The organism is Microbacterium sp. (assembly GCF_046295495.1).
GTDB lineage: Bacteria > Actinomycetota > Actinomycetes > Actinomycetales > Microbacteriaceae > Microbacterium.
The window spans coordinates 1-19,265 of sequence record NZ_JBKBNC010000046.1 but is presented as its reverse complement, the minus strand read 5'-3'; the positions used below and the strand labels follow the sequence as shown (position 1 = coordinate 19,265).

General features: G+C 70.1%; 16 protein-coding genes and 1 tRNA gene. 16 read left to right on the top strand and 1 reads right to left on the bottom strand.

Going from position 1 to position 19,265, the window contains the following annotated elements:
* Window positions 1-319: 319 nt before the first annotated feature.
* From ACK4LS_RS12930 to ACK4LS_RS12860, 15 genes are all read left to right on the top strand, one after another.
* Window positions 320-583 carry a phosphoribosyl-ATP diphosphatase gene (locus ACK4LS_RS12930; RefSeq protein ID WP_150956431.1) on the top strand — a complete coding sequence of 88 codons (264 nt, stop codon included), beginning with the start codon at window positions 320-322 and terminating at the stop codon, window positions 581-583.
* Between the two features lie 70 nt (window positions 584-653).
* On the top strand, window positions 654-1,496 hold the full coding sequence (gene hisG / locus ACK4LS_RS12925; RefSeq protein ID WP_409717887.1) for an ATP phosphoribosyltransferase: 843 nt from the start codon (window positions 654-656) through the stop codon (window positions 1,494-1,496).
* Window positions 1,496-2,260: an imidazole glycerol phosphate synthase subunit HisF gene (hisF, locus tag ACK4LS_RS12920; protein ID WP_409717884.1), complete on the top strand. Its 765-nt coding sequence runs from the start codon at window positions 1,496-1,498 to the stop codon at window positions 2,258-2,260. Before hisG ends, hisF begins: the two co-directional genes overlap by 1 nt.
* The gene (gene hisI, locus ACK4LS_RS12915; protein WP_409717881.1) at window positions 2,257-2,595 is read left to right on the top strand and encodes a phosphoribosyl-AMP cyclohydrolase; all 339 of its coding nucleotides are present in this window, start codon (window positions 2,257-2,259) and stop codon (window positions 2,593-2,595) included. The genes hisF and hisI overlap by 4 nt, the downstream gene beginning before the upstream one ends.
* Window positions 2,595-3,182 (top strand): Trp biosynthesis-associated membrane protein, encoded by a 588-nt coding sequence (locus ACK4LS_RS12910; RefSeq protein ID WP_409717878.1) that lies wholly within the window; start codon window positions 2,595-2,597, stop codon window positions 3,180-3,182. The genes hisI and ACK4LS_RS12910 overlap by 1 nt, the downstream gene beginning before the upstream one ends.
* Window positions 3,183-3,361: 179 nt before the next feature.
* Complete coding sequence (locus ACK4LS_RS12905; protein ID WP_409717875.1) at window positions 3,362-3,592, top strand: DUF6704 family protein; 231 nt, start codon at window positions 3,362-3,364, stop codon at window positions 3,590-3,592.
* A 2-nt stretch (window positions 3,593-3,594) separates the two neighbouring features.
* Window positions 3,595-4,371 (top strand): indole-3-glycerol phosphate synthase TrpC, encoded by a 777-nt coding sequence (gene trpC, locus ACK4LS_RS12900; RefSeq protein WP_409717872.1) that lies wholly within the window; start codon window positions 3,595-3,597, stop codon window positions 4,369-4,371.
* Entirely contained in the window at window positions 4,368-5,711 is a 1,344-nt protein-coding gene (gene trpB, locus ACK4LS_RS12895; protein WP_409717869.1) for a tryptophan synthase subunit beta, read from the top strand. Before trpC ends, trpB begins: the two co-directional genes overlap by 4 nt.
* Window positions 5,708-6,499, top strand: a complete 792-nt coding sequence (gene trpA, locus ACK4LS_RS12890) for a tryptophan synthase subunit alpha (protein WP_409717866.1) — start codon at window positions 5,708-5,710, stop codon at window positions 6,497-6,499. The genes trpB and trpA overlap by 4 nt, the downstream gene beginning before the upstream one ends.
* Window positions 6,500-6,509: 10 nt before the next feature.
* The gene (gene lgt / locus ACK4LS_RS12885; protein WP_409717863.1) at window positions 6,510-7,538 is read left to right on the top strand and encodes a prolipoprotein diacylglyceryl transferase; all 1,029 of its coding nucleotides are present in this window, start codon (window positions 6,510-6,512) and stop codon (window positions 7,536-7,538) included.
* Window positions 7,539-7,590: 52 nt separating this feature from the next.
* Entirely contained in the window at window positions 7,591-12,168 is a 4,578-nt protein-coding gene (gene gltB, locus ACK4LS_RS12880) for a glutamate synthase large subunit (RefSeq protein WP_409717860.1), read from the top strand.
* The gene (locus tag ACK4LS_RS12875; RefSeq protein WP_409717856.1) at window positions 12,161-13,627 is read left to right on the top strand and encodes a glutamate synthase subunit beta; all 1,467 of its coding nucleotides are present in this window, start codon (window positions 12,161-12,163) and stop codon (window positions 13,625-13,627) included. Before gltB ends, ACK4LS_RS12875 begins: the two co-directional genes overlap by 8 nt.
* Window positions 13,628-13,681: 54 nt before the next feature.
* The gene (pyk, locus tag ACK4LS_RS12870; RefSeq protein WP_409717853.1) at window positions 13,682-15,127 is read left to right on the top strand and encodes a pyruvate kinase; all 1,446 of its coding nucleotides are present in this window, start codon (window positions 13,682-13,684) and stop codon (window positions 15,125-15,127) included.
* A 76-nt stretch (window positions 15,128-15,203) separates the two neighbouring features.
* Window positions 15,204-15,284, top strand: a tRNA-Leu gene (locus ACK4LS_RS12865).
* 60 nt (window positions 15,285-15,344) lie between these two features.
* A complete protein-coding gene (locus ACK4LS_RS12860) occupies window positions 15,345-15,965 on the top strand; it encodes an ANTAR domain-containing response regulator (protein WP_076675473.1) in 621 nt (206 codons plus the stop codon).
* 65 nt (window positions 15,966-16,030) lie between these two features.
* Here ACK4LS_RS12860 and ACK4LS_RS12855 read toward each other — a convergent pair whose 3' ends face one another.
* The gene (locus ACK4LS_RS12855; RefSeq protein ID WP_409717850.1) at window positions 16,031-16,462 is read right to left on the bottom strand and encodes a hotdog fold thioesterase; all 432 of its coding nucleotides are present in this window, start codon (window positions 16,460-16,462) and stop codon (window positions 16,031-16,033) included.
* An 81-nt stretch (window positions 16,463-16,543) separates the two neighbouring features.
* On the opposite strand from ACK4LS_RS12855, the gene polA reads away from it, so the two are divergent.
* On the top strand, window positions 16,544-19,180 hold the full coding sequence (polA, locus tag ACK4LS_RS12850; RefSeq protein ID WP_409717847.1) for a DNA polymerase I: 2,637 nt from the start codon (window positions 16,544-16,546) through the stop codon (window positions 19,178-19,180).
* The last annotated feature ends 85 nt before the right edge of the window (window positions 19,181-19,265 follow it).

The window sequence follows — 19,265 nt, the reverse complement described above, 5'->3', positions numbered from 1 at the left end:
GTCCCGCCCCGGCGCGCCCCGGCCCGCGCGTCCCGCCCCTGGCGCGACCCGCCCGGCGCGCCCCGCCCGAGCTCGGCGAAGTCGCTCGCATAAACGCGATCCGCGCGCAGAAACACGACGTCAACGCGTTTATACGCGCGAATCGCGTTTATGCGGCCACGTCCCCGCGTGCGCGCCGACCCACGTCCCCCGCGCGCGCCGACCCATGTCCCCCGCGCGCCCGCCAAGACGCGTCGCCCCGTCCGCGCGACACGCGGCGCCCGCGACGGCCGACGCTGCGCGGACAGCCCCACCCCCGTCGACCCGATACCCTGGAACCGTGAAGACCTTCGACGACCTGTTCGCGGAACTCAGCGCCAAGGCCGTCGAGCGACCCGCCGGCTCCGGCACCGTGGCGCAGCTGGATGCCGGTGTGCACGCGATCGGCAAGAAGATCGTCGAAGAGGCCGCCGAGGTGTGGATGGCCGCCGAGTACGAGTCCGACGAGGCCGCGGCCGAGGAGATCTCGCAGCTGCTCTACCACCTGCAGACGCTCATGCTCGCCAAGGGCCTGTCGCTCGAAGACGTCTACCGACATCTCTGAGCCGCGCCCTCCCGCCCGTCTCTGCGGCTCGCTCGCCGCTCCCCGCTCACACAACACGAAAGCCCCCGTCATGCTGCGAATCGCCGTGCCGAACAAGGGGTCGCTCGCCGAAACCGCCGCCGAGATGCTCTCGGAGGCCGGGTACACCGGACGACGCGACTCGAAAGACCTCTACACCGTCGACCCCGTCAACGAGGTCGAGTTCTTCTACCTCCGCCCCCGCGACATCGCGACCTACGTCGGCTCGGGCGCCCTGGACGTCGGAATCACGGGCCGCGACCTCCTGCTGGACGCCCGCATGCCCGGTGCCCGCGAGGTCGAGTCGCTCGGCTTCGCCGGCTCCACGTTCCGCTTCGCCGGCCGCCCCGGCCGCTTCACCGACGTCGCCGACCTGCAGGGCCTGCGCGTCGCCACCGCCTACCCGGGCCTTGTCGACGCCTTCCTCGACGAGCGCGGCATCGCGGTCGACATCGTGCCGCTCGACGGCGCGGTCGAGTCCGCGGTGCAGCTCGGAGTCGCGGATGCCGTGGCCGACGTCGTCTCCACCGGCACGACGCTGCGTCAGGCCGGGCTCGAGATCTTCGGTCCCGTCCTGCTCGAGAGCGACGCCGTGCTCATCGCCGGCCCGCAGGAGGCGGAGGGCACCGAGACGCTTCTTCGGCGCCTGCGCGGCGTGCTGGCCGCGCGCAAGTACGTGCTGATCGACTACGACCTGCCGGCCGCGCTCGTCGACCAGGCCGTGGCCGTGGCACCGGGCCTGGAGTCGCCGACGATCTCGCCGCTGCGCGACCCGGAGTGGGTGGCCGTGCGCGTGATGAGCCCGCGCCGCGACGTCAACCAGGTCATGGACGCGCTCTACGCGATCGGTGCGCGGGCGATCCTCGTCACCGAGATCCTCGCCGCGAGGCTCTGATGACCCTCGCGCGTCGCGTCATCCCGTGCCTCGACGTCGCGGGCGGTCGCGTGGTCAAGGGCGTCAACTTCCTCGACCTGCGTGACATGGGCGACCCCGTCGAACTCGCGAAGCTCTACTTCGACCAGGGCGCCGACGAGGTCACCTTCCTCGACGTCACCGCGACCGTCGACGAGCGCTCCACCACCTACGACGTCGTGCGCCGCACGGCCGAGCAGGTGTTCATCCCCCTCACCGTCGGCGGGGGAGTGCGCTCCAGCGACGACGTCGCCCGGCTCCTCGCCGTCGGTGCCGACAAGATCGGGGTCAATTCCGCCGCGATCGCGCGCCCCCCACTGATCGACGAGATCGCCGACCGCTTCGGTGCACAGGTGATCGTGCTCTCCCTCGACGTCAAGCGAGCGGCATCCGCCCCCTCCGGGTTCGTCGTGACCACCCACGGCGGCCGCACCGAGACGAGCCTCGACGCCCTCGAATGGGCGCGCGAGGCCGTCGAGCGCGGGGCGGGGGAGCTGCTGGTCAACTCCATCGACGCCGACGGGACGAAGCAGGGCTTCGACCTCGAGCTCGTGCGTCTCATGCGCCAGGTCGCCGCGGTCCCCGTCATCGCCTCGGGCGGGGCGGGTGCGCTCGAGCACTTCGCCCCCGCCGTCCAGGCGGGCGCCGACGCCGTGCTCGCGGCGTCCGTGTTCCACTCCGGCCAGCTCACCGTGGGGCAGGTCAAAGACGCGATGGCCGCGGAAGGGATCGAGGTGCGCCGATGAGCGTCGACCGTGTGAAGTATGACGCCGACGGGCTCGTCGCCGCCGTGATCCAGCAGTTCGACTCGCGCGAGGTGCTGATGGTCGGGTGGATGGATGCCGAGGCCCTGGACCGCACGCTCACCTCGGGCCGCGTGACCTTCTGGTCGCGCTCACGCCAGGAGTACTGGCGCAAGGGCGACACCTCGGGTCACATCCAGCTCGTCAAGGGTGCGCGCCTCGACTGCGACGGCGACACCCTGCTCATCGAGGTCGACCAGATCGGCGCCGCCTGCCACACCGGCGACCACACGTGCTTCGACGCCGACGACCTGCACCCGGTCGTGGGGGAGCGCTGATGCGGCGCGGTCGTTCCACCGCCGTCCTGGCGATGCTCATCGCGGGTGCGATCGGCGTCATCGCGTCGACGCAGACCTGGATCGACGTGACCCTCGACGACGGTGCGCAGCAGACCCTCGCCGTGCCCGGCGCCGACGCCGTGCCCGTTCTCACCCCCCTGAGCCTCGCCGCCCTCGCGCTCGGTGCGGCCCTGTCGATCGTCGGCCCCGTGCTGCGCTACGTCTTCGGGGTGCTCGGCATCCTGATCGCCGCGCTGGTGGGCATCCAGACCGCGCAGGTGCTCCTCGCCACGCCCGTGTCGGCGACCGCGGCGACGGTCACCGAGGCGACCGGGATCTCGGGAACGGATGCCGTCGCCTCGCTCGTGGCGAGCCTGTCGCTCACCCCCTGGCCCGCTGTGACGCTCCTGGCCCAGGTCGTGCTGGCCGCCGCGGCCGTGTTCACGCTCGTGACCGCGCGCCGCTGGGTCTCGGGCGCGAGCCGTAAGTACCGCACCTCCGCCGAAGCCGGCGGTGACGCCGGTCGTCCGCACGACGCCATCGACTCGTGGGACGACCTCTCGCGCGGCGACGATCCGACGGCCTGAGAGCCCGGCGGATCCTCGCCGTCCTCGATCGACGCTCGCCACGCCGGCGACCCGCGCCGCACGCGTTTCGCGGCGGGCCGACCTCGCGACATCGAGACGTCGGCGGAGGAGGCGCATCGCGCTTCGATAGACTGGACCCACGCTTTCCCCCGCGCCCGCGCGCGACTGTTAGGAGCCCCATGAGCAACCCCATCGGCGATCCCGGCCACGGACACTCGCCCGCCGCCTGGACGGCCGTGATCATCATGCTCGTCGCGATCACGCTCGGCACCCTGTTCTTCTGGTTCGACATGCCCGTGCTCGTGTGGGCCTCGGTGGGCCTGCTCATCGTCGGGGCGATCGTCGGTCTGGTCATGAAGAAGGCCGGCTACGGCGCAGACGGCGCGAAGTCCAACCCGAAGGCGCACTGACCGTGCTGGCCGATCTGACGGCCGGAGCGGTGGAGGATGCCGAGCAGCGCGCGCAGGCGCGTCCGCTCGCCGACGTCGAGCGCGACGCCCTCGCGCAGACGCCGGCGCGCGATGCGCTGGCGATGCTCGCTCCCGCCGACCGCGTGAAGATCATCGCCGAGGTCAAGCGGGCGAGCCCCTCGCGCGGCGATCTCGCGGCGATCCCCGACCCGGCACGGCAGGCCCGCCTGTATGAAGAGGGCGGCGCCTCGGCCATCTCGGTGCTCACCGAGCGGCGCAAGTTCAAGGGCAGCCTCGCCGATCTCGAGGCCGTGCGGGCCGCCGTCGGCGTTCCCGTCCTGCGAAAGGACTTCATCGCGACGCCCTACCAGGTGCTCGAAGCCCGCGCCTCGGGCGCCGATCTCGTGCTGCTCATCGTCGCCGCCCTCGACGACGAGACGCTCGCCGAGCTGTACGGCCTCGTCACCGAGCTCGGGATGACAGCCCTCGTCGAGACGCACTCCGCCGACGAACTCGAGCGCGCCGCGCAGCTGGGCGCGAAGCTCATCGGCGTCAACGCCCGCAACCTCTCCACGTTCGAGCTCGACCGCGACCTCTTCGGCTCGCTCGCCGAGCGCTTCCCGACCGACGCGGTCAAGATCGCCGAGTCGGCCGTGCTCGCCCCCGCCGACGTCGCCCACTACCGCGCCGCGGGCGCCGACGTCGTGCTCGTGGGCGAAGCCCTCGTCACCGGCGACCCCGTCGCCACCCTCCGTGCGTTCCTCCAGGAGACGACATGACCACCGCGACGACCCACACGCTCCGCGATCAGAAGGGCCCCTTCTTCGGGGACTTCGGCGGCCGCTACATGCCCGAGTCGCTCATCGCGGCGATCGACGAGCTCACCGCGGTCTACGAGTCGGCCATGGCCGATCCGAGCTTCCACGCCGAGCTCTCGGCGCTCCTGCACGACTACGCCGGTCGGCCCTCGGTGCTCACCGAGGTCCCCCGCTTCGCCGAGCACGCGGGCGGGGCGCGCGTGTTCCTCAAGCGCGAAGACCTCAACCACACCGGTTCGCACAAGATCAACAACGTGCTCGGACAGGCGCTGCTGACCAAGCGCCTCGGCAAGACGCGGGTCATCGCCGAGACCGGCGCCGGCCAGCACGGCGTGGCGACCGCCACGGCGGCGGCGCTCTTCGGCCTCGACTGCGTCGTGTACATGGGCGAGGTCGACACCGAGCGCCAGGCGCTCAACGTCGCCCGCATGCGCCTGCTGGGCGCCGAGGTCATCCCCGTCACGACGGGTTCGCGCACGCTGAAGGACGCCATCAACGAGGCGTACCGCGACTGGGTCGCCTCGGTCGAGACGACGAACTACATCTTCGGCACCGCCGCGGGCCCCCACCCGTTCCCGGCGATGGTGCGCGACTTCCAGAAGGTCATCGGCGAGGAGACCCGCGCCGAGTTCCTCGAGCGCCTCGGGCGCCTTCCCGACGCCGTCCTCGCCTGCGTCGGCGGCGGCTCCAATGCCATCGGCATGTTCGACGCGTTCCTCGACGACGAGGGCGTCGCCCTCTACGGCGTCGAAGCGGCCGGCGACGGCGTCGACACCCCCAAGCACGCGGCATCCATCGGTCGAGGCCGACCGGGCGTGCTGCACGGGGCGCGCACCTACGTCCTGCAGGACGAAGACGGCCAGACCACGGAGTCCCACTCGATCTCGGCCGGCCTCGACTACCCGGGCGTCGGTCCCGAGCACGCCTGGCTCGCCGACATCGGGCGGGCGCAGTACATCCCCGCCACCGACGACGAGGCCATGCAGGCCCTGCGCCTGCTCTCGCGCACCGAGGGCATCATCCCCGCGATCGAGTCCGCCCACGCCCTGGCCGGCGCCCTGCGCATCGGTCGCGAGCGGGGCCCGGACGCCCTGATCGTCGTCAATCTCTCCGGCCGCGGCGACAAGGACATGGACACCGCCGCGCGCTACTTCGACCTGTACGACGCCGAGCACGCCCCCGAGGCGGCGGCGGGGTCCGCGCAGACCCATGCCGCCGAGACCGTCGCGGACGCGCCGGGCTCGCCCGTCGACGTGACGCCGGCGCCCGACGCCGCGAGCGGTGCGGGGGTCGAGCTGTGACCTCGCGCGTCGCCACGGCGATCCGGGCCGCGCACGCCGAGGGTCGAGGCGCCTTCGTCGGTTACCTGCCCGCCGGCTTCCCCGACGTCGCCACCAGCATCGAGGCCGCCGTCGCGCTGGCCGAGGCCGGTGCAGACGTCATCGAGCTCGGCCCGCCCTACAGCGACCCCGTCATGGACGGCCTGGTCATCCAGGAGGCCACGCAGACGGCCCTGGCCAACGGCTTCCGCATGCGCGACCTGTTCACGATCATCCGCGAGGTCACGGCGCGCGTCGACACGCCCGTCCTCGTCATGACGTACTGGAACCTCGTCGAGCAGTACGGCGTCGACCGCTACGCCGACGAGCTCGTCGCCGCCGGGGGAGCGGGGCTCATCACGCCCGACATCACCCCCGACGCGGGAGCGGCGTGGATCGCCGCGAGCGAGCGCACCGGTCTCGACCGCGTGTTCCTCGCCGCCCCGACCTCGTCCGATGAACGCCTCAAGATGATCGTCGACGCCTCGACGGGCTTCGTCTACACGGTCTCGACCATGGGGATCACGGGCGAGCGCACGCAGCTGGATGCCGCGGCCCGGGGTCTCGTGGAGCGCCTGCGCTCCTTCGGGGCCGAGAACGCGTGCGTCGGCATCGGCATCTCCAACGCCGAGCAGGTCGCGGGTGTCGTGGAGTACGCCGACGGTGCGATCGTGGGAACCGCGCTGGTCAAGGCGCTCCGCGACGGTGGCGTCGAGGGACTGTCCACGCTCGCGCGGGAGCTGTCCGCGGGCGCGGCGCGGCGCGCCTAGACTCGTTCGCATGACGTTCGCCCTCTCGAGCGCCGCCTCCGGCGTGCTCGCCAGCATCCCGAGCCCGACCATCTCGTACGTCGATCTCGGTCCGCTCCGCATCCACTTCTATGCCCTGTGCATCGTCGCGGGCATCATCGTCGCGGTGTTCCTCACGAACGCTCGGCTGACGCGTCGCGGCGCCGAGAAGTGGGTCGTCATCGACATCTGCCTGCTGGCGGTGCCGCTCGCGATCGTCGTGGCGCGCATCTACCACGTGGTGACGCACCTGGGTTTCTACTTCGGGCCGGGGTCGAACCCCTGGATCCTGTTCACGTTCGACGGCGGATTCCAGTGGCAGACCGGAACGGTGTGGGCCATCTGGGAAGGCGGAATCGCCATCTACGGCGCCCTCATCGGTGGCGCGATCGGCGCGATCCTCGGATGCCGCTGGACCGGCATCCGTTTCTGGACCTTCGCCGACGCCCTCGCGCCGGGGCTCATCATCGCCCAGGCCATGGGCCGCTTCGGCAACTGGTTCAACCAGGAGCTGTTCGGTCAGCCCACCGACCTGCCGTGGGGCCTCGAGATCTCCGCCGGCAACCCCGCCATCCCGGTGGGCCTTCCCGCCGGCACGCTGTTCCACCCCACCTTCGCCTACGAGGTCGTCTGGAACCTGCTCGGCGCGGCGGTCATCCTGTACGTCGGCAAGCGCTTCACCCTGCAGTGGGGCAAGCAGTTCGCGATCTACCTCATGTGGTACTCGGCGGGTCGCATCGTCTGGGAGTCCATCCGCGTCGATCCGAGCGACATCATCCTGGGCCTGCGCACGAACGTGTGGGCGGCGATCTTCGGCGTCATCATCGGCATCGTCATCTTCGTGGTGCAGTCGCGCCGCCACCTGGGCCTCGAGCCCTCGCCGTACGTACCGGGGCGTCAGCCCAAGGCTGCGGGGGCTGTAGACTCAGGCGACCCCTCTGACTTCGTCGACGTGAGCGAGCCGCCCGCGACGAGCGACACCGTCGGCACCAGCGCCACAAGCAGCCCCGCCACGAACTAACACTCTGGGCCGACGTCGTCCCATTCGAAGCATCAACGTGAGGACGGTTGATATGGCTTCCAGCCTGCGTTCCGACACCGTCGGAGGCACGTTCCCGGCCCGACAGGGAATGTACGACCCGTCGTTCGAGAAAGACGCCTGTGGCCTCGCCATGGTCGCCACTCTCCGCGGCGAAGCCGGTCACGACATCATCGATCTGGCGCTGACGGCGCTGCGCAACCTCGAGCACCGCGGAGCGATCGGCTCCGACGCGGGCACCGGTGACGGTGCCGGCATCCTCACCCAGATGCCCGACGCGTTCCTGCGCGCGGTGGTCGGCTTCGACCTGCCGCCGGTGGGGGAGTACGCCGCCGGCATGGTCTTCCTGCCCCTCGGGCACGAGGAGCGCGCCGCGATGAAGGCGGGCATCGAAGAGATCGCCCGCCACGAGAACCTCGAGGTGCTCGGCTGGCGCGAGGTGCCGGTCGAGGCGGAGAACCTCGGCAAGCTCGCCTACGAGGCGCGACCGGCGTTCGAGCAGCTCTTCGTGTCGCGTCCCGCCGTCGGCGACGAGCCCGCACTGTCGGGCATCGCACTCGACCGCCGCGTCTACCGTCTGCGCAAGCGCGCGCGTCACGACCTCGACGCGTACTTCGTGTCGCTGTCGAGCCGCACGCTCGGCTACAAGGGCATGGTCACGACCCTGCAGCTCGAGCCGTTCTACCCCGACCTGCAGGACGAGCGCTTCGCCTCGGAGCTGGCCGTCGTGCACTCGCGCTACTCCACGAACACGTTCCCGTCGTGGCCGCTCGCGCAGCCGCTGCGCATGCTCGCGCACAACGGCGAGATCAACACCGTCAAGGGCAACCGCAACTGGATGCGCGCGCGGCAGTCGCAGCTCGAGTCCGAGTTGATCGGCGACGTGCGCCCGCTGCTGCCCATCTGCACCGAGGGTGCGAGCGACTCCGCCTCCTTCGACGAGGTGCTCGAGCTGCTCACCCTCACGGGCCGCAGCCTGCCGCACGCGATCATGATGATGGTCCCCGAGGCGTACGAGAAGCAGGCGACGATCGACCCCGATCTGCGCGCGTTCTACGACTACCACTCCATGCAGATGGAGCCCTGGGACGGCCCCGCCGCCCTCATCTTCACCGACGGGACACTCGTCGGCGCGACGCTCGACCGCAACGGCCTGCGTCCGGGTCGCTGGACCGAGACCACCGACGGACTTGTCGTGATCGGCTCGGAGACCGGCGTGCTCGACTTCGCGCCCGAGCGCATCAAGCGCCGCGGCCGCCTCCAGCCCGGTCGCATGTTCCTCGTCGACACCGCGCAGCGCCGCATCGTCGACGACGCGGAGATCAAGTCGCAGCTCGCCGCCCTCGAGCCGTGGGCCGAGTGGGTCGACAAGGGTCGGGTCAAGCTCAGCGAGCTGCCCGAGCGCGAGCACATCGTGCACCCCATCGCCTCGATCACGCGCCGCCAGCGCACCTTCGGCTACACCGAAGAAGAAGTGCGCATCCTGCTGACCCCGATGGGACAGGGCGGCGTCGAGCCCCTCGGCGCCATGGGCAGCGACGCGCCCGTCGCCGTGCTCAGCGACCGCCCGCGGCTGCTGTTCGACTACTTCTCGCAGCAGTTCGCGCAGGTCACCAACCCGCCGCTCGACTCGATCCGCGAAGAGGTCGTCACGTCGCTGTCGCTCGGTTTGGGCCCTGAGCGGAACCTGCTCGACTGGGGTCCCGACCACACGCGCACGGTCACGCTGGACTTCCCCGTGATCGACAACGACGAACTCGCCAAGATCCAGCACATCGACACCGCCCTCCCGGGCCGGTCGTCGGTGACGATCCGCGGTCTCTACCGCGTCGAAGCCGGGCACAAGGGACTGCAGAAGCGCCTCACCCAGATGTGCTCCGAGGTCGACCAGGCCATCGAGGACGGCGCCGAGTTCATCGTCCTGAGCGACCGCGACTCCAACAAAGACCTCGCGCCCATCCCCTCGCTGCTCATGCTGGCCGCGGTGCACCACCACCTCATCCGCAAGGAGACCCGCATGAAGGTGGGCCTCGTGGTCGAGGCGGGCGACGTGCGCGAGGTGCACCACGTGGCGACGCTCATCGGCTACGGAGCCTCGGCGGTCAACCCGTACCTGGCGATGGAGACCGTCGAGTACCTCGTGCGCGCGGGCTTCATCACGAACATCACGCCCGAGAAGGCCGTCAAGAACCTGATCTACGCGCTCGGCAAGGGCGTGCTGAAGATCATGTCGAAGATGGGCATCTCCACCGTGTCGTCGTACGCCGGCGCGCAGGTGTTCGAGGCCGTGGGCCTCTCGCGCGAGTTCGTCGAGGCCTACTTCACCGGCACCGAGTCCAAGCTCGGCGGTGTGGGTCTCGACGTCATCGCGGCCGAGAACGCCGCGCGTCACGAATACGCCTACCCGCAGGATGCCGCGGCCCGCGCGCACGAGCGCCTGTGGACCGGCGGCGAGTACCAGTGGCGCCGCGACGGCGCCCCGCACCTGTTCAACCCCGACACGGTGTTCCGCCTGCAGCACGCGACGCGCGAGCGCCGGTACGACATCTTCCGCGAGTACACGCAGCTGATCGACGACCAGGCGCACGAGCTGAAGACCCTCCGCGGCCTGTTCGGCCTGCGCACGGGTGTGCGCCCGGCCGTGCCGATCGACGAGGTCGAGCCGGTCTCGGCGATCGTCAAGCGCTTCTCCACCGGCGCGATGAGCTACGGCTCCATCTCGAAGGAGGCGCACGAGGTGCTCGCCGTCGCGATGAACAGCATCGGCGGCAAGTCGAACACCGGCGAGGGCGGAGAAGACGTCGACCGCCTCCTCGACCCCGAGCGTCGCAGCGCGATCAAGCAGGTGGCATCCGGTCGCTTCGGCGTCACGAGCCTCTACCTCACCGAGGCGGACGACATCCAGATCAAGCTCGCCCAGGGAGCCAAGCCCGGCGAGGGCGGTCAGCTGCCCCCGACCAAGGTGTACCCGTGGGTGGCGCGCACGCGCCACGCGACCGCCGGCGTCGGCCTCATCTCGCCGCCGCCCCACCACGACATCTACTCGATCGAAGACCTCAAGCAGCTGATCTTCGACCTCAAGCGCGCCAACCCCACGGCCCGCATCCACACCAAGCTCGTCAGCCAGTCGGGCATCGGTGCGGTCGCGGCCGGGGTCGCGAAGGCGCTGAGTGACGTCATCCTGGTCTCCGGCCAAGACGGCGGCACGGGCGCGAGCCCGATGAACTCGCTCAAGCACGCCGGCACGCCGTGGGAGCTGGGCCTGGCCGAGACGCAGCAGACGCTCATGCTCAACGGCATGCGCGACCGCGTGGTGGTGCAGGTCGACGGGCAGATGAAGACCGGTCGCGACGTCATCATCGGCGCGCTGCTCGGTGCCGAGGAGTTCGGTTTCGCCACCGCGCCGCTCGTCGTCTCGGGCTGCATCATGATGCGCGTGTGCCACCTCGACACCTGCCCGGTGGGCGTCGCGACGCAGAACCCCGTGCTGCGCCAGCGCTTCACCGGCAAGGCCGAGTACATCGTCAACTTCATGGAGTTCATCGCCCAGGAGGTGCGCGAGTACCTCGCCGCCATGGGGTACCGCTCGATCGACGAGATCGTGGGCCGCTCGGAGCTGCTGGATGCCAACGAGGCGATCCAGCACTGGAAGGCGCGCGGCCTGAACCTCGCGCCGATCCTCGAGGGACCTCGCTTCGCCGACGACGAGCCGCGCCGCCACGGTCGCAACCAGGACCACGAGCTCGAGGAGCACTTCGACGTGCAGCTCATCGAGCGGGCGCAGGACGTGATCGCGCACGGGGGCCAGCTCACGATCGACCTGCCCATCCGCAACACCGCGCGCGCGGTCGGGACCATGCTCGGCCACCACGTCACCAAAGCGCGGGGCGAGCACGGTCTGCCCGAGAACTCGATCGACGTGCGCCTGACCGGCTCGGCCGGGCAGTCGTTCGGCGCGTTCATGCCCGCGGGCATCACGCTGCGCCTCGAGGGCGATTCGAACGACTACGTCGGCAAGGGACTGTCGGGCGGAACGATCGTCGTGCGCCCGCCGCGCGGCTCGACCTTCGCGGCCTCCGAGAACGTCATCGCCGGAAACGTCATCGGCTACGGCGCCACCCAGGGGCAGATGTTCCTGAACGGTGTGGTGGGCGAGCGCTTCCTCGTGCGCAACTCGGGTGCGACGGCGGTGGTGGAGGGCGTGGGCGACCACGCGCTGGAGTACATGACCGGCGGCCTCGCCGTGATCCTCGGCGCCACCGGCCGCAACCTCGGCGCCGGCATGTCCGGCGGTCAGGCCTACGTCTACAAGCTCGACCGCGACCTGGTGAACCGCGAGGCCATGGCATCCGGTGAGCTCGTGCTCGGCGCCCTCGGATCGGGGGATGCCGAGATCCTGCGCGACCTGCTCGACAAGCACGTCGCGGAGACCGACTCCACGCTCGCTCGTCGTCTCCTCGACGACTTCGACACCGAGGTGGACAACTTCGTCCGGGTGCTGCCGCGCGACTACGCCGCTGTGCTGCAGACCCGCCAGGAGGCGGTCGCCGAGGGGCTCGACCCCGACGGCGACGTCGTCTGGACGCGCATTCTGGAGGTGACGGGTGGCTGACCCGAAGGGTTTTCTCAAGACCACGGAGCGCGAGCTCCCGCAGCGCCGGCCGGTGCCGGTGCGCATCATGGACTGGAAAGAGGTGTACGAGCCGGGCGACTCGGCCGTCATCAAGCGCCAGGCCGGTCGCTGCATGGACTGCGGCATCCCGTTCTGCCACAAGGGCTGCCCGCTGGGCAACCTGATCCCGGAGTGGAACGACCTCACGTGGCGCGGCGAGGGCCGCGCGGCGATCGAGCGCCTGCACGCGACGAACAACTTCCCGGAGTTCACGGGACGCCTGTGCCCGGCTCCGTGCGAGAGCTCCTGCGTGCTGGGCATCAACCAGCCCGCGGTCACGATCAAGCAGGTCGAGGTCTCGATCATCGACGAGGCGTTCTCGAACGGCTGGGTCGAGCCCGAGCCGCCGGAGCGACTGACCGGCAAGACCGTCGCGGTCGTCGGTTCGGGCCCCGCCGGCCTCGCCGCGGCGCAGCAGCTGACGCGCGCCGGGCACACCGTCGCCGTGTTCGAGCGCGACGACCGCATCGGCGGACTGATGCGCTACGGCATCCCCGACTTCAAGATGGAGAAGCGTCACCTGGAGCTGCGTCTGCGCCAGATGCAGGCCGAGGGCACGCGCTTCCGCGCCGGTGTCGAGATCGGCACGGACATCTCGTGGAGCGACCTGCGTGCGCGCTACGACGCGGTCGTGGTCGCCACCGGCGCCACCGTGCCGCGCGACCTCGCGATCCCCGGCCGCGACCTCGACGGCGTGCACTACGCCATGGAGTACCTCGTCGAGGGCAACAAGGCGGTCGCGGGTGACCAGGTGCCGCAGCAGATCTCGGCCGAGGGCAAGCACGTCGTCGTCATCGGTGGTGGCGACACCGGCGCCGACTGCATCGGCACGGCCCACCGCCAGGGCGCGCTCAGCGTGACGAACCTGGCGATCGGCAAGCAGCCGCCGGCGGAGCGACCCGCCGAGCAGCCCTGGCCGATGATGCCGAACCTGTTCGAGATGGCCTCGGCCCACGAAGAGGGCGGGGAGCGCACGTTCCTGGCCTCGACGGTGGAGTTCCTCGGCAACGCCGCGGGAGAGGTGCGCGCGCTGCGCGTCGCCGAGACCGAGTACATCGACGGGCGCCGCATCCCCAAGAGCGGGACCGAGCGTGAGATCCCGGCCGACCTGGTGCTGATCGCGATGGGCTTCACCGGCCCCGAGCGGGAGCACCTCGAAGACCAGCTCGGGACGCGCTTCACGGGCCGCGGGAACGTCGATCGCGACGCCACCTACGCCACCACCACGCCGGGGGTGTTCGTCGCCGGGGATGCCGGTCGCGGACAGTCCCTCATCGTGTGGGCCATCGCCGAGGGCCGCGCGGCCGCCGCCGAGGTCGACACGTTCCTGATGGGCGAGACGGTGCTGCCTGCACCGGTGCGCCCGACCGATGTCGCCATCGGCCTGCTGCCCGCCTAAGCTGGCAAGGGCCGATCGGCCACTACCCGCAATCCTCACGGAGCTTGAAAACGGATGAGACGCGCCAAGATCGTCGCAACACTCGGGCCCGCCACGTCGTCGTATGAGATGGTTCGCGCCATCATCGACGCCGGGGTGGACGTCGCCCGCCTCAACCTGAGCCACGGAGATTACTCCGTGCACGACGCCAACTTCGCCAATGTGCGAAAGGCCGCCGAGGACGCCGGTCGCCCGGTCGCCGCCCTCGTCGACCTGCAGGGCCCGAAGATCCGCCTCGGCAAGTTCGAGAACGGTCCTCACGACCTGCTGCCCGGTGACATCTTCAAGATCACCGTGGAAGACATCCTCGGCACCAAGGAGCTCGTCGGAACGACGTTCAAGGGTCTGCCGCAAGACGTGCGCCCGGGCGACTTCCTCCTGATCGACGACGGCAAGGTGCGCGTCGAGGTCGTCGAGACCGACGGCACCGTGGTCACCACCAAGGTCATCGTCGGCGGCCCCGTGTCGAACAACAAGGGCATCAACCTGCCCGGCGTCGCCGTGAACGTCCCCGCGCTGAGCGAGAAGGACGAAGCGGATCTCCGCTGGGGCCTCAACGCCGGAGCCGACCTCATCGCGCTGTCGTTCGTCCGCGATGCCAAGGACATCGAGCGCGTGCACGAGATCATGGCCGAGGAGGGGCGCTACGTGCCCGTCATCGCCAAGATCGAGAAGCCGCAGGCGGTCGACAACCTCGAGGAGATCATCGACGCCTTCGACGGCATCATGGTCGCCCGCGGCGACCTCGGCGTCGAGCTGCCCCTCGAGGCCGTTCCGATCGTGCAGAAGCGCGCGGTCGAGCTGGCGCGCCGCATGGCCAAGCCCGTCATCGTGGCCACGCAGATGCTCGAGTCGATGATCACCAGCCCGGTGCCCACGCGCGCCGAGACCTCCGACGTCGCCAACGCCGTCCTCGACGGCGCGGACGCGGTCATGCTCTCGGGCGAGACCAGCGTCGGCGACTACCCGGTCGTGGTCGTCGAGACCATGGCGCGCATCGTGGAGTCCACCGAGGAGCACGGTCTCGAGCGCATCGCGCCGCTGACCAACAAGCCCCGCACCCAGGGTGGGGCCATCACCCTGGCCGCCGTCGAGGTCGCCGACTTCGTCGAGGCCAAGTACCTCTGCGTCTTCACCGAGTCGGGCGACTCCGCTCGTCGCATGTCGCGCCTGCGCTCGACCATCCCGATGATCGCTTTCACGCCCGAGCCCGGCATCCGTCGTCGCCTCGCGCTGACGTGGGGCGTGCGCTCGACGCTGGTCGAGCACGTGTCGCACACCGACAAGATGTTCCTGCAGGTGGACGACTACCTGCTCTCGCACGACCTCGCGAAGGTCGGCGACAAGGTCGTCGTCATCTCGGGTTCCCCTCCCGGAATCGCCGGCTCGACGAACGACCTGCGCGTGCACCGCGTGGGCGACGCCGTGCACGGTGCGGCCCCGGGATACCAGGAAGTCTGATCTCCGAACGACGCGCGCCGGTGACCCCGGCGCGCGTCGTGGCGTTCCCGCCCGGTACATTGGGAGCGCAACACCTGCCGGTGTGGCGGAATGGCAGACGCGGGGCACTCAAAATGCTCTGTCGAAAGACGTGTGGGTTCGAGTCCCACCACCGGTACGCCCTATCGCATCCTCGGTCACTCCGGGGATGCGCGAATTCCCGTTCTAGGATGGTCTCGTGACTGATCAAGAAGCCGCTCCGGCCACCGCCCCGACCGCACCTCGCCGCGTCGTCGTCGCGGAGGACGAGTCGCTCATCCGCCTCGACATCGTCGAGATCCTCCGCGACAACGGCTTCGATGTCGTCGGGGAAGCCGGCGACGGCGAGACCGCCGTGCAGCTGGCCACCGAACTGCGCCCCGATCTCGTGATCATGGACGTCAAGATGCCCCAGCTCGACGGCATCAGTGCCGCCGAGAAGCTGAGCAAGAACCACATCGCACCCGTCGTACTGCTGACGGCCTTCAGCCAGAAAGAGCTCGTCGAGCGCGCGAGCGAGGCCGGCGCGCTGGCCTACGTGGTCAAGCCCTTCACGCCGAACGATCTGCTGCCCGCGATCGAGATCGCCCTGGCCCGCTACGAGCAGATCATCACGCTCGAGGCCGAGGTGGCCGACATGGTCGAGCGCTTCGAGACCCGCAAGCTGGTCGACCGCGCCAAGGGTCTCCTGAACGAGAAGATGGGCCTGAGCGAGCCCGAAGCCTTCCGGTGGATCCAGAAGGCGTCGATGGACCGCCGCCTCACCATGCAGGACGTCGCCAAGGCGATCATCGAGCAGCTGGCGCCCAAGAAGGGCTGACCCGACCCCGAACGCGAAATGGATGCCACCCCGGTGGCATCCATTTCTGTTTCCCGCGGCGGGTGTCAGCGCGTCGGCGCGTCCTTGATCATGTTCGTGATGCGGATGGTCGAGCAGCGTCGTCCCTGCTCGTCGGAGACCGCGATCTCGTGCACGGTGAGCGAGCGCCCCAGGTGGATGGGGGTGCAGACGCCCGTCACGATGCCGGACGTCGCCGAGCGCGTGTGCGTCGCGTTGATGTCGATGCCCACCGCCAGCCTGCCCGAGCCGGCGTGGAGGTTGGCGGCCATCGAGCCCAGCGACTCGCCGAGCACGACGTAGGCGCCGCCGTGCAGGAGTCCGACGGGTTGGGTGTTGCCCTCGACGGGCATCGTCGCAACGCAGCGCTCGACCGTGAACTCGACCCACTCGATGCCCATCTTCTCGGCGAGGGCGCCCATTCCGCGCTGTTTCGCCCAGTCGAGGCCGGAGGTGGTGTCGTCGGTCGTGGAAGTCATCGTCGCCTTCGAATCGTCGGCATCGTCCCGAAGAAGGGGGGCGGCCGGGGGAGTGTCCGTGGTTCTCGTTACGCTGGGGGAGTGACGGATGCCGAAAAGCCTACTCTCCTCGTCGTCGACGGCCACTCGCTGGCCTACCGCGCGTTCTACGCGCTGCCGGTCGACAACTTCTCGACGAAAGACGGCCAGCACACCAATGGCATCTACGGCTTCCTGTCGATGTTCGTCAACCTGGTGAAGGCCGAGAAGCCGACGCACCTGGCGGTGGCGTTCGACACGTCGCGCCAGTCGTTCCGCACCCGCGAGTACACCGAATACAAGGCGAACCGCAGCGAGTCCCCGGCCGAGTTCAAGGGGCAGATCCCGCTGCTGCAGGAGTGCCTCGAGGCCATGGGGGTGCCCGTGCTGAAGAAGGAGGACTTCGAGGCCGACGACATCCTGGCCACCCTCGCCACGCAGGGCGAGGAGCAGGGCTTCAGCGTGCTGGTGTGCTCGGGCGACCGCGACACGATCCAGCTCGTCACCGACGACGTCACGCTGCTGTACCCCAACGTGCAGGGCGTCTCGCAGCTCAAGCGCTACGACACCGCCGCCGTCATCGAGAAGTACGGCCTCCCGCCCGCGCAGTACCCCGAGATCGCGGCCCTGGTCGGCGAGACCAGCGACAACCTCCCCGGCGTCCCGAAAGTCGGCGAGAAGACGGCGGTCAAGTGGCTCACGCAGTGGGGCTCGCTCGAAGCGCTGATCGAGAACGCCGACAAGATCACCGGCGTGGTGGGCAACAACCTGCGCGAGCACCTCGACGCCGTCACGCGCAACCGCGCGCTGAACCGTCTGCTGCGCGACGTCGAGCTGCCGGTCGGCCCCGGTGATCTCGCCGTGAAGCCGCTCGACACCCAGGCCGTGCGCGACATCTTCGCCCGCCTCGAGTTCCGTACGCTCCTGCCGCGCGTGTTCGACGCCATGGGCGGCGGAGAGACCGTCGCCGAAGAGACCCTGCCGACGGCCACCGCCCCCGCCCCGACGCGTCTCGACCCCGAGGCCCTCGCGGCGTGGGCCGCCGATGCCCAGGGGTCCGTCGGCGTGACCCTCACCCTCGCCGGCGCCGCCCCGACGGCGATCGGTCTCGCCTCGGGTGACGCCGCCGTCGAAGCCGAGTGGACGCCGGCGATGCGAGACGCGTTGGCGGGGTGGCTGGCATCCGACACTCCGAAGGTGTTCGCCGACGCCAAGCCCCAGATCAAGGCGCTGGCCCGCGAGGGTGTGGCCCTGGCGGGGGTGGCGTTCGACGTCATCCTCGCGGGGTGGCTGGTGCGCCCGAGCTTCCCCGACAAGACGCTCGGGGATCTGGTCGAACGCTTCCTCGACGAGAAGCTTCCCGTCGCCGACCCCACGCAGCTCGTCCCCGAGACCGATGGCGCCACCCCCGGCCAGCTGTCGTGGTACACGCGCCGGGTCGCCGAGGCGCAGCGCGCCGAGATGCCCGAGCGCGTGGCCGAAGTGCTCGACGACATCGAGCTGCCCACCCTCACCGCCCTGGCCGACATGGAACTGGCCGGTGTCGCCGTTTCCCACGAGAAGCTGTCGAGCTTCTCGTCCGAGCTCGGGGCGCGCGCCGACGCGCTCGCCCGCGACGCGTACGCGGCGATCGGACACGAGGTGAATCTCGGCTCGCCGAAGCAGCTGCAGGAAGTGCTGTTCGACGAGCTGCAGTTGCCCCGAACCCGCAAGACCAAGAGCGGCTACACCACGGATGCCGCGGCCCTGGCCGACCTGCAGGAGAGCGCGCCGCATCCCTTCCTCGATCTGCTGCTCCGTCACCGCGAGGCGACCAAGCTCAAGCAGATCATCGACGCCCTCGACACCGCCACGGGCACCGACGGGCGCATCCACACCACGTACGTGCAGACGGGCAGCCAGACCGGCCGCCTGTCGAGCACCGACCCGAACCTGCAGAACATCCCGATCCGCACGGAGGAGAGCCGGCGCATCCGCGCCGCGTTCGAGGTCGGCGAGGGATACGAGACCCTGCTCACGGCGGACTACTCGCAGATCGAGATGCGCATCATGGCGCACCTCTCGGGCGATCCGGGGCTGATCGAGGCGTTCAACTCGGGCGAGGACCTGCACCGTTTCGTCGGCGCGCGCGTCTTCGGCGTCGAGCCGGCCGAGGTCACCCCGGCGATGCGCACGAAGGTCAAGGCGATGTCGTACGGCCTCGTCTACGGGCTGTCGGCCTTCGGGCTGTCGAAGCAGCTGCGCATCGAGCAGTCCGAGGCCAAGAAGCTCATGCTCGAGTACTTCGCGCGCTTCGGCGCGGTGCGCGACTACCTGCGGGGCTCGGTCGAGCAGGCCCGCCAAGACGGCTACACCGAGACGATCTTCGGTCGCCGCCGCCCGTTCCCCGACCTGACCAGCATGAACCGGGTCCTTCGCGAGAACGCGGAGCGCGCGGCGCTGAACGCTCCGATCCAGGGCAGCGCCGCCGACATCATGAAGGTCGCACTGTTCCGCATCCGAGAAGAGCTGGCGACCGCGGGCCTCCACTCGCGCGTGCTGCTGCAGATCCACGACGAACTCGTCGTGGAGGTCGCGGCGGGGGAGTGGGATGCCGTCGAGGGCATCGTGCGAGCGCGCATGGCCGACGCCGCCGAGCTGTCGGTGCCGCTCGACGTGCAGATCGGCCGAGGCGGCGATTGGGACGAAGCGGGGCACTAGAGCGCGGGCCGATGCCTCGGGGGGTCGCGCGCGGCTGCTGCGCGGGCGCCGTGGCGCGGGCTCCCACTGCGCGGGCGCCGTGGCG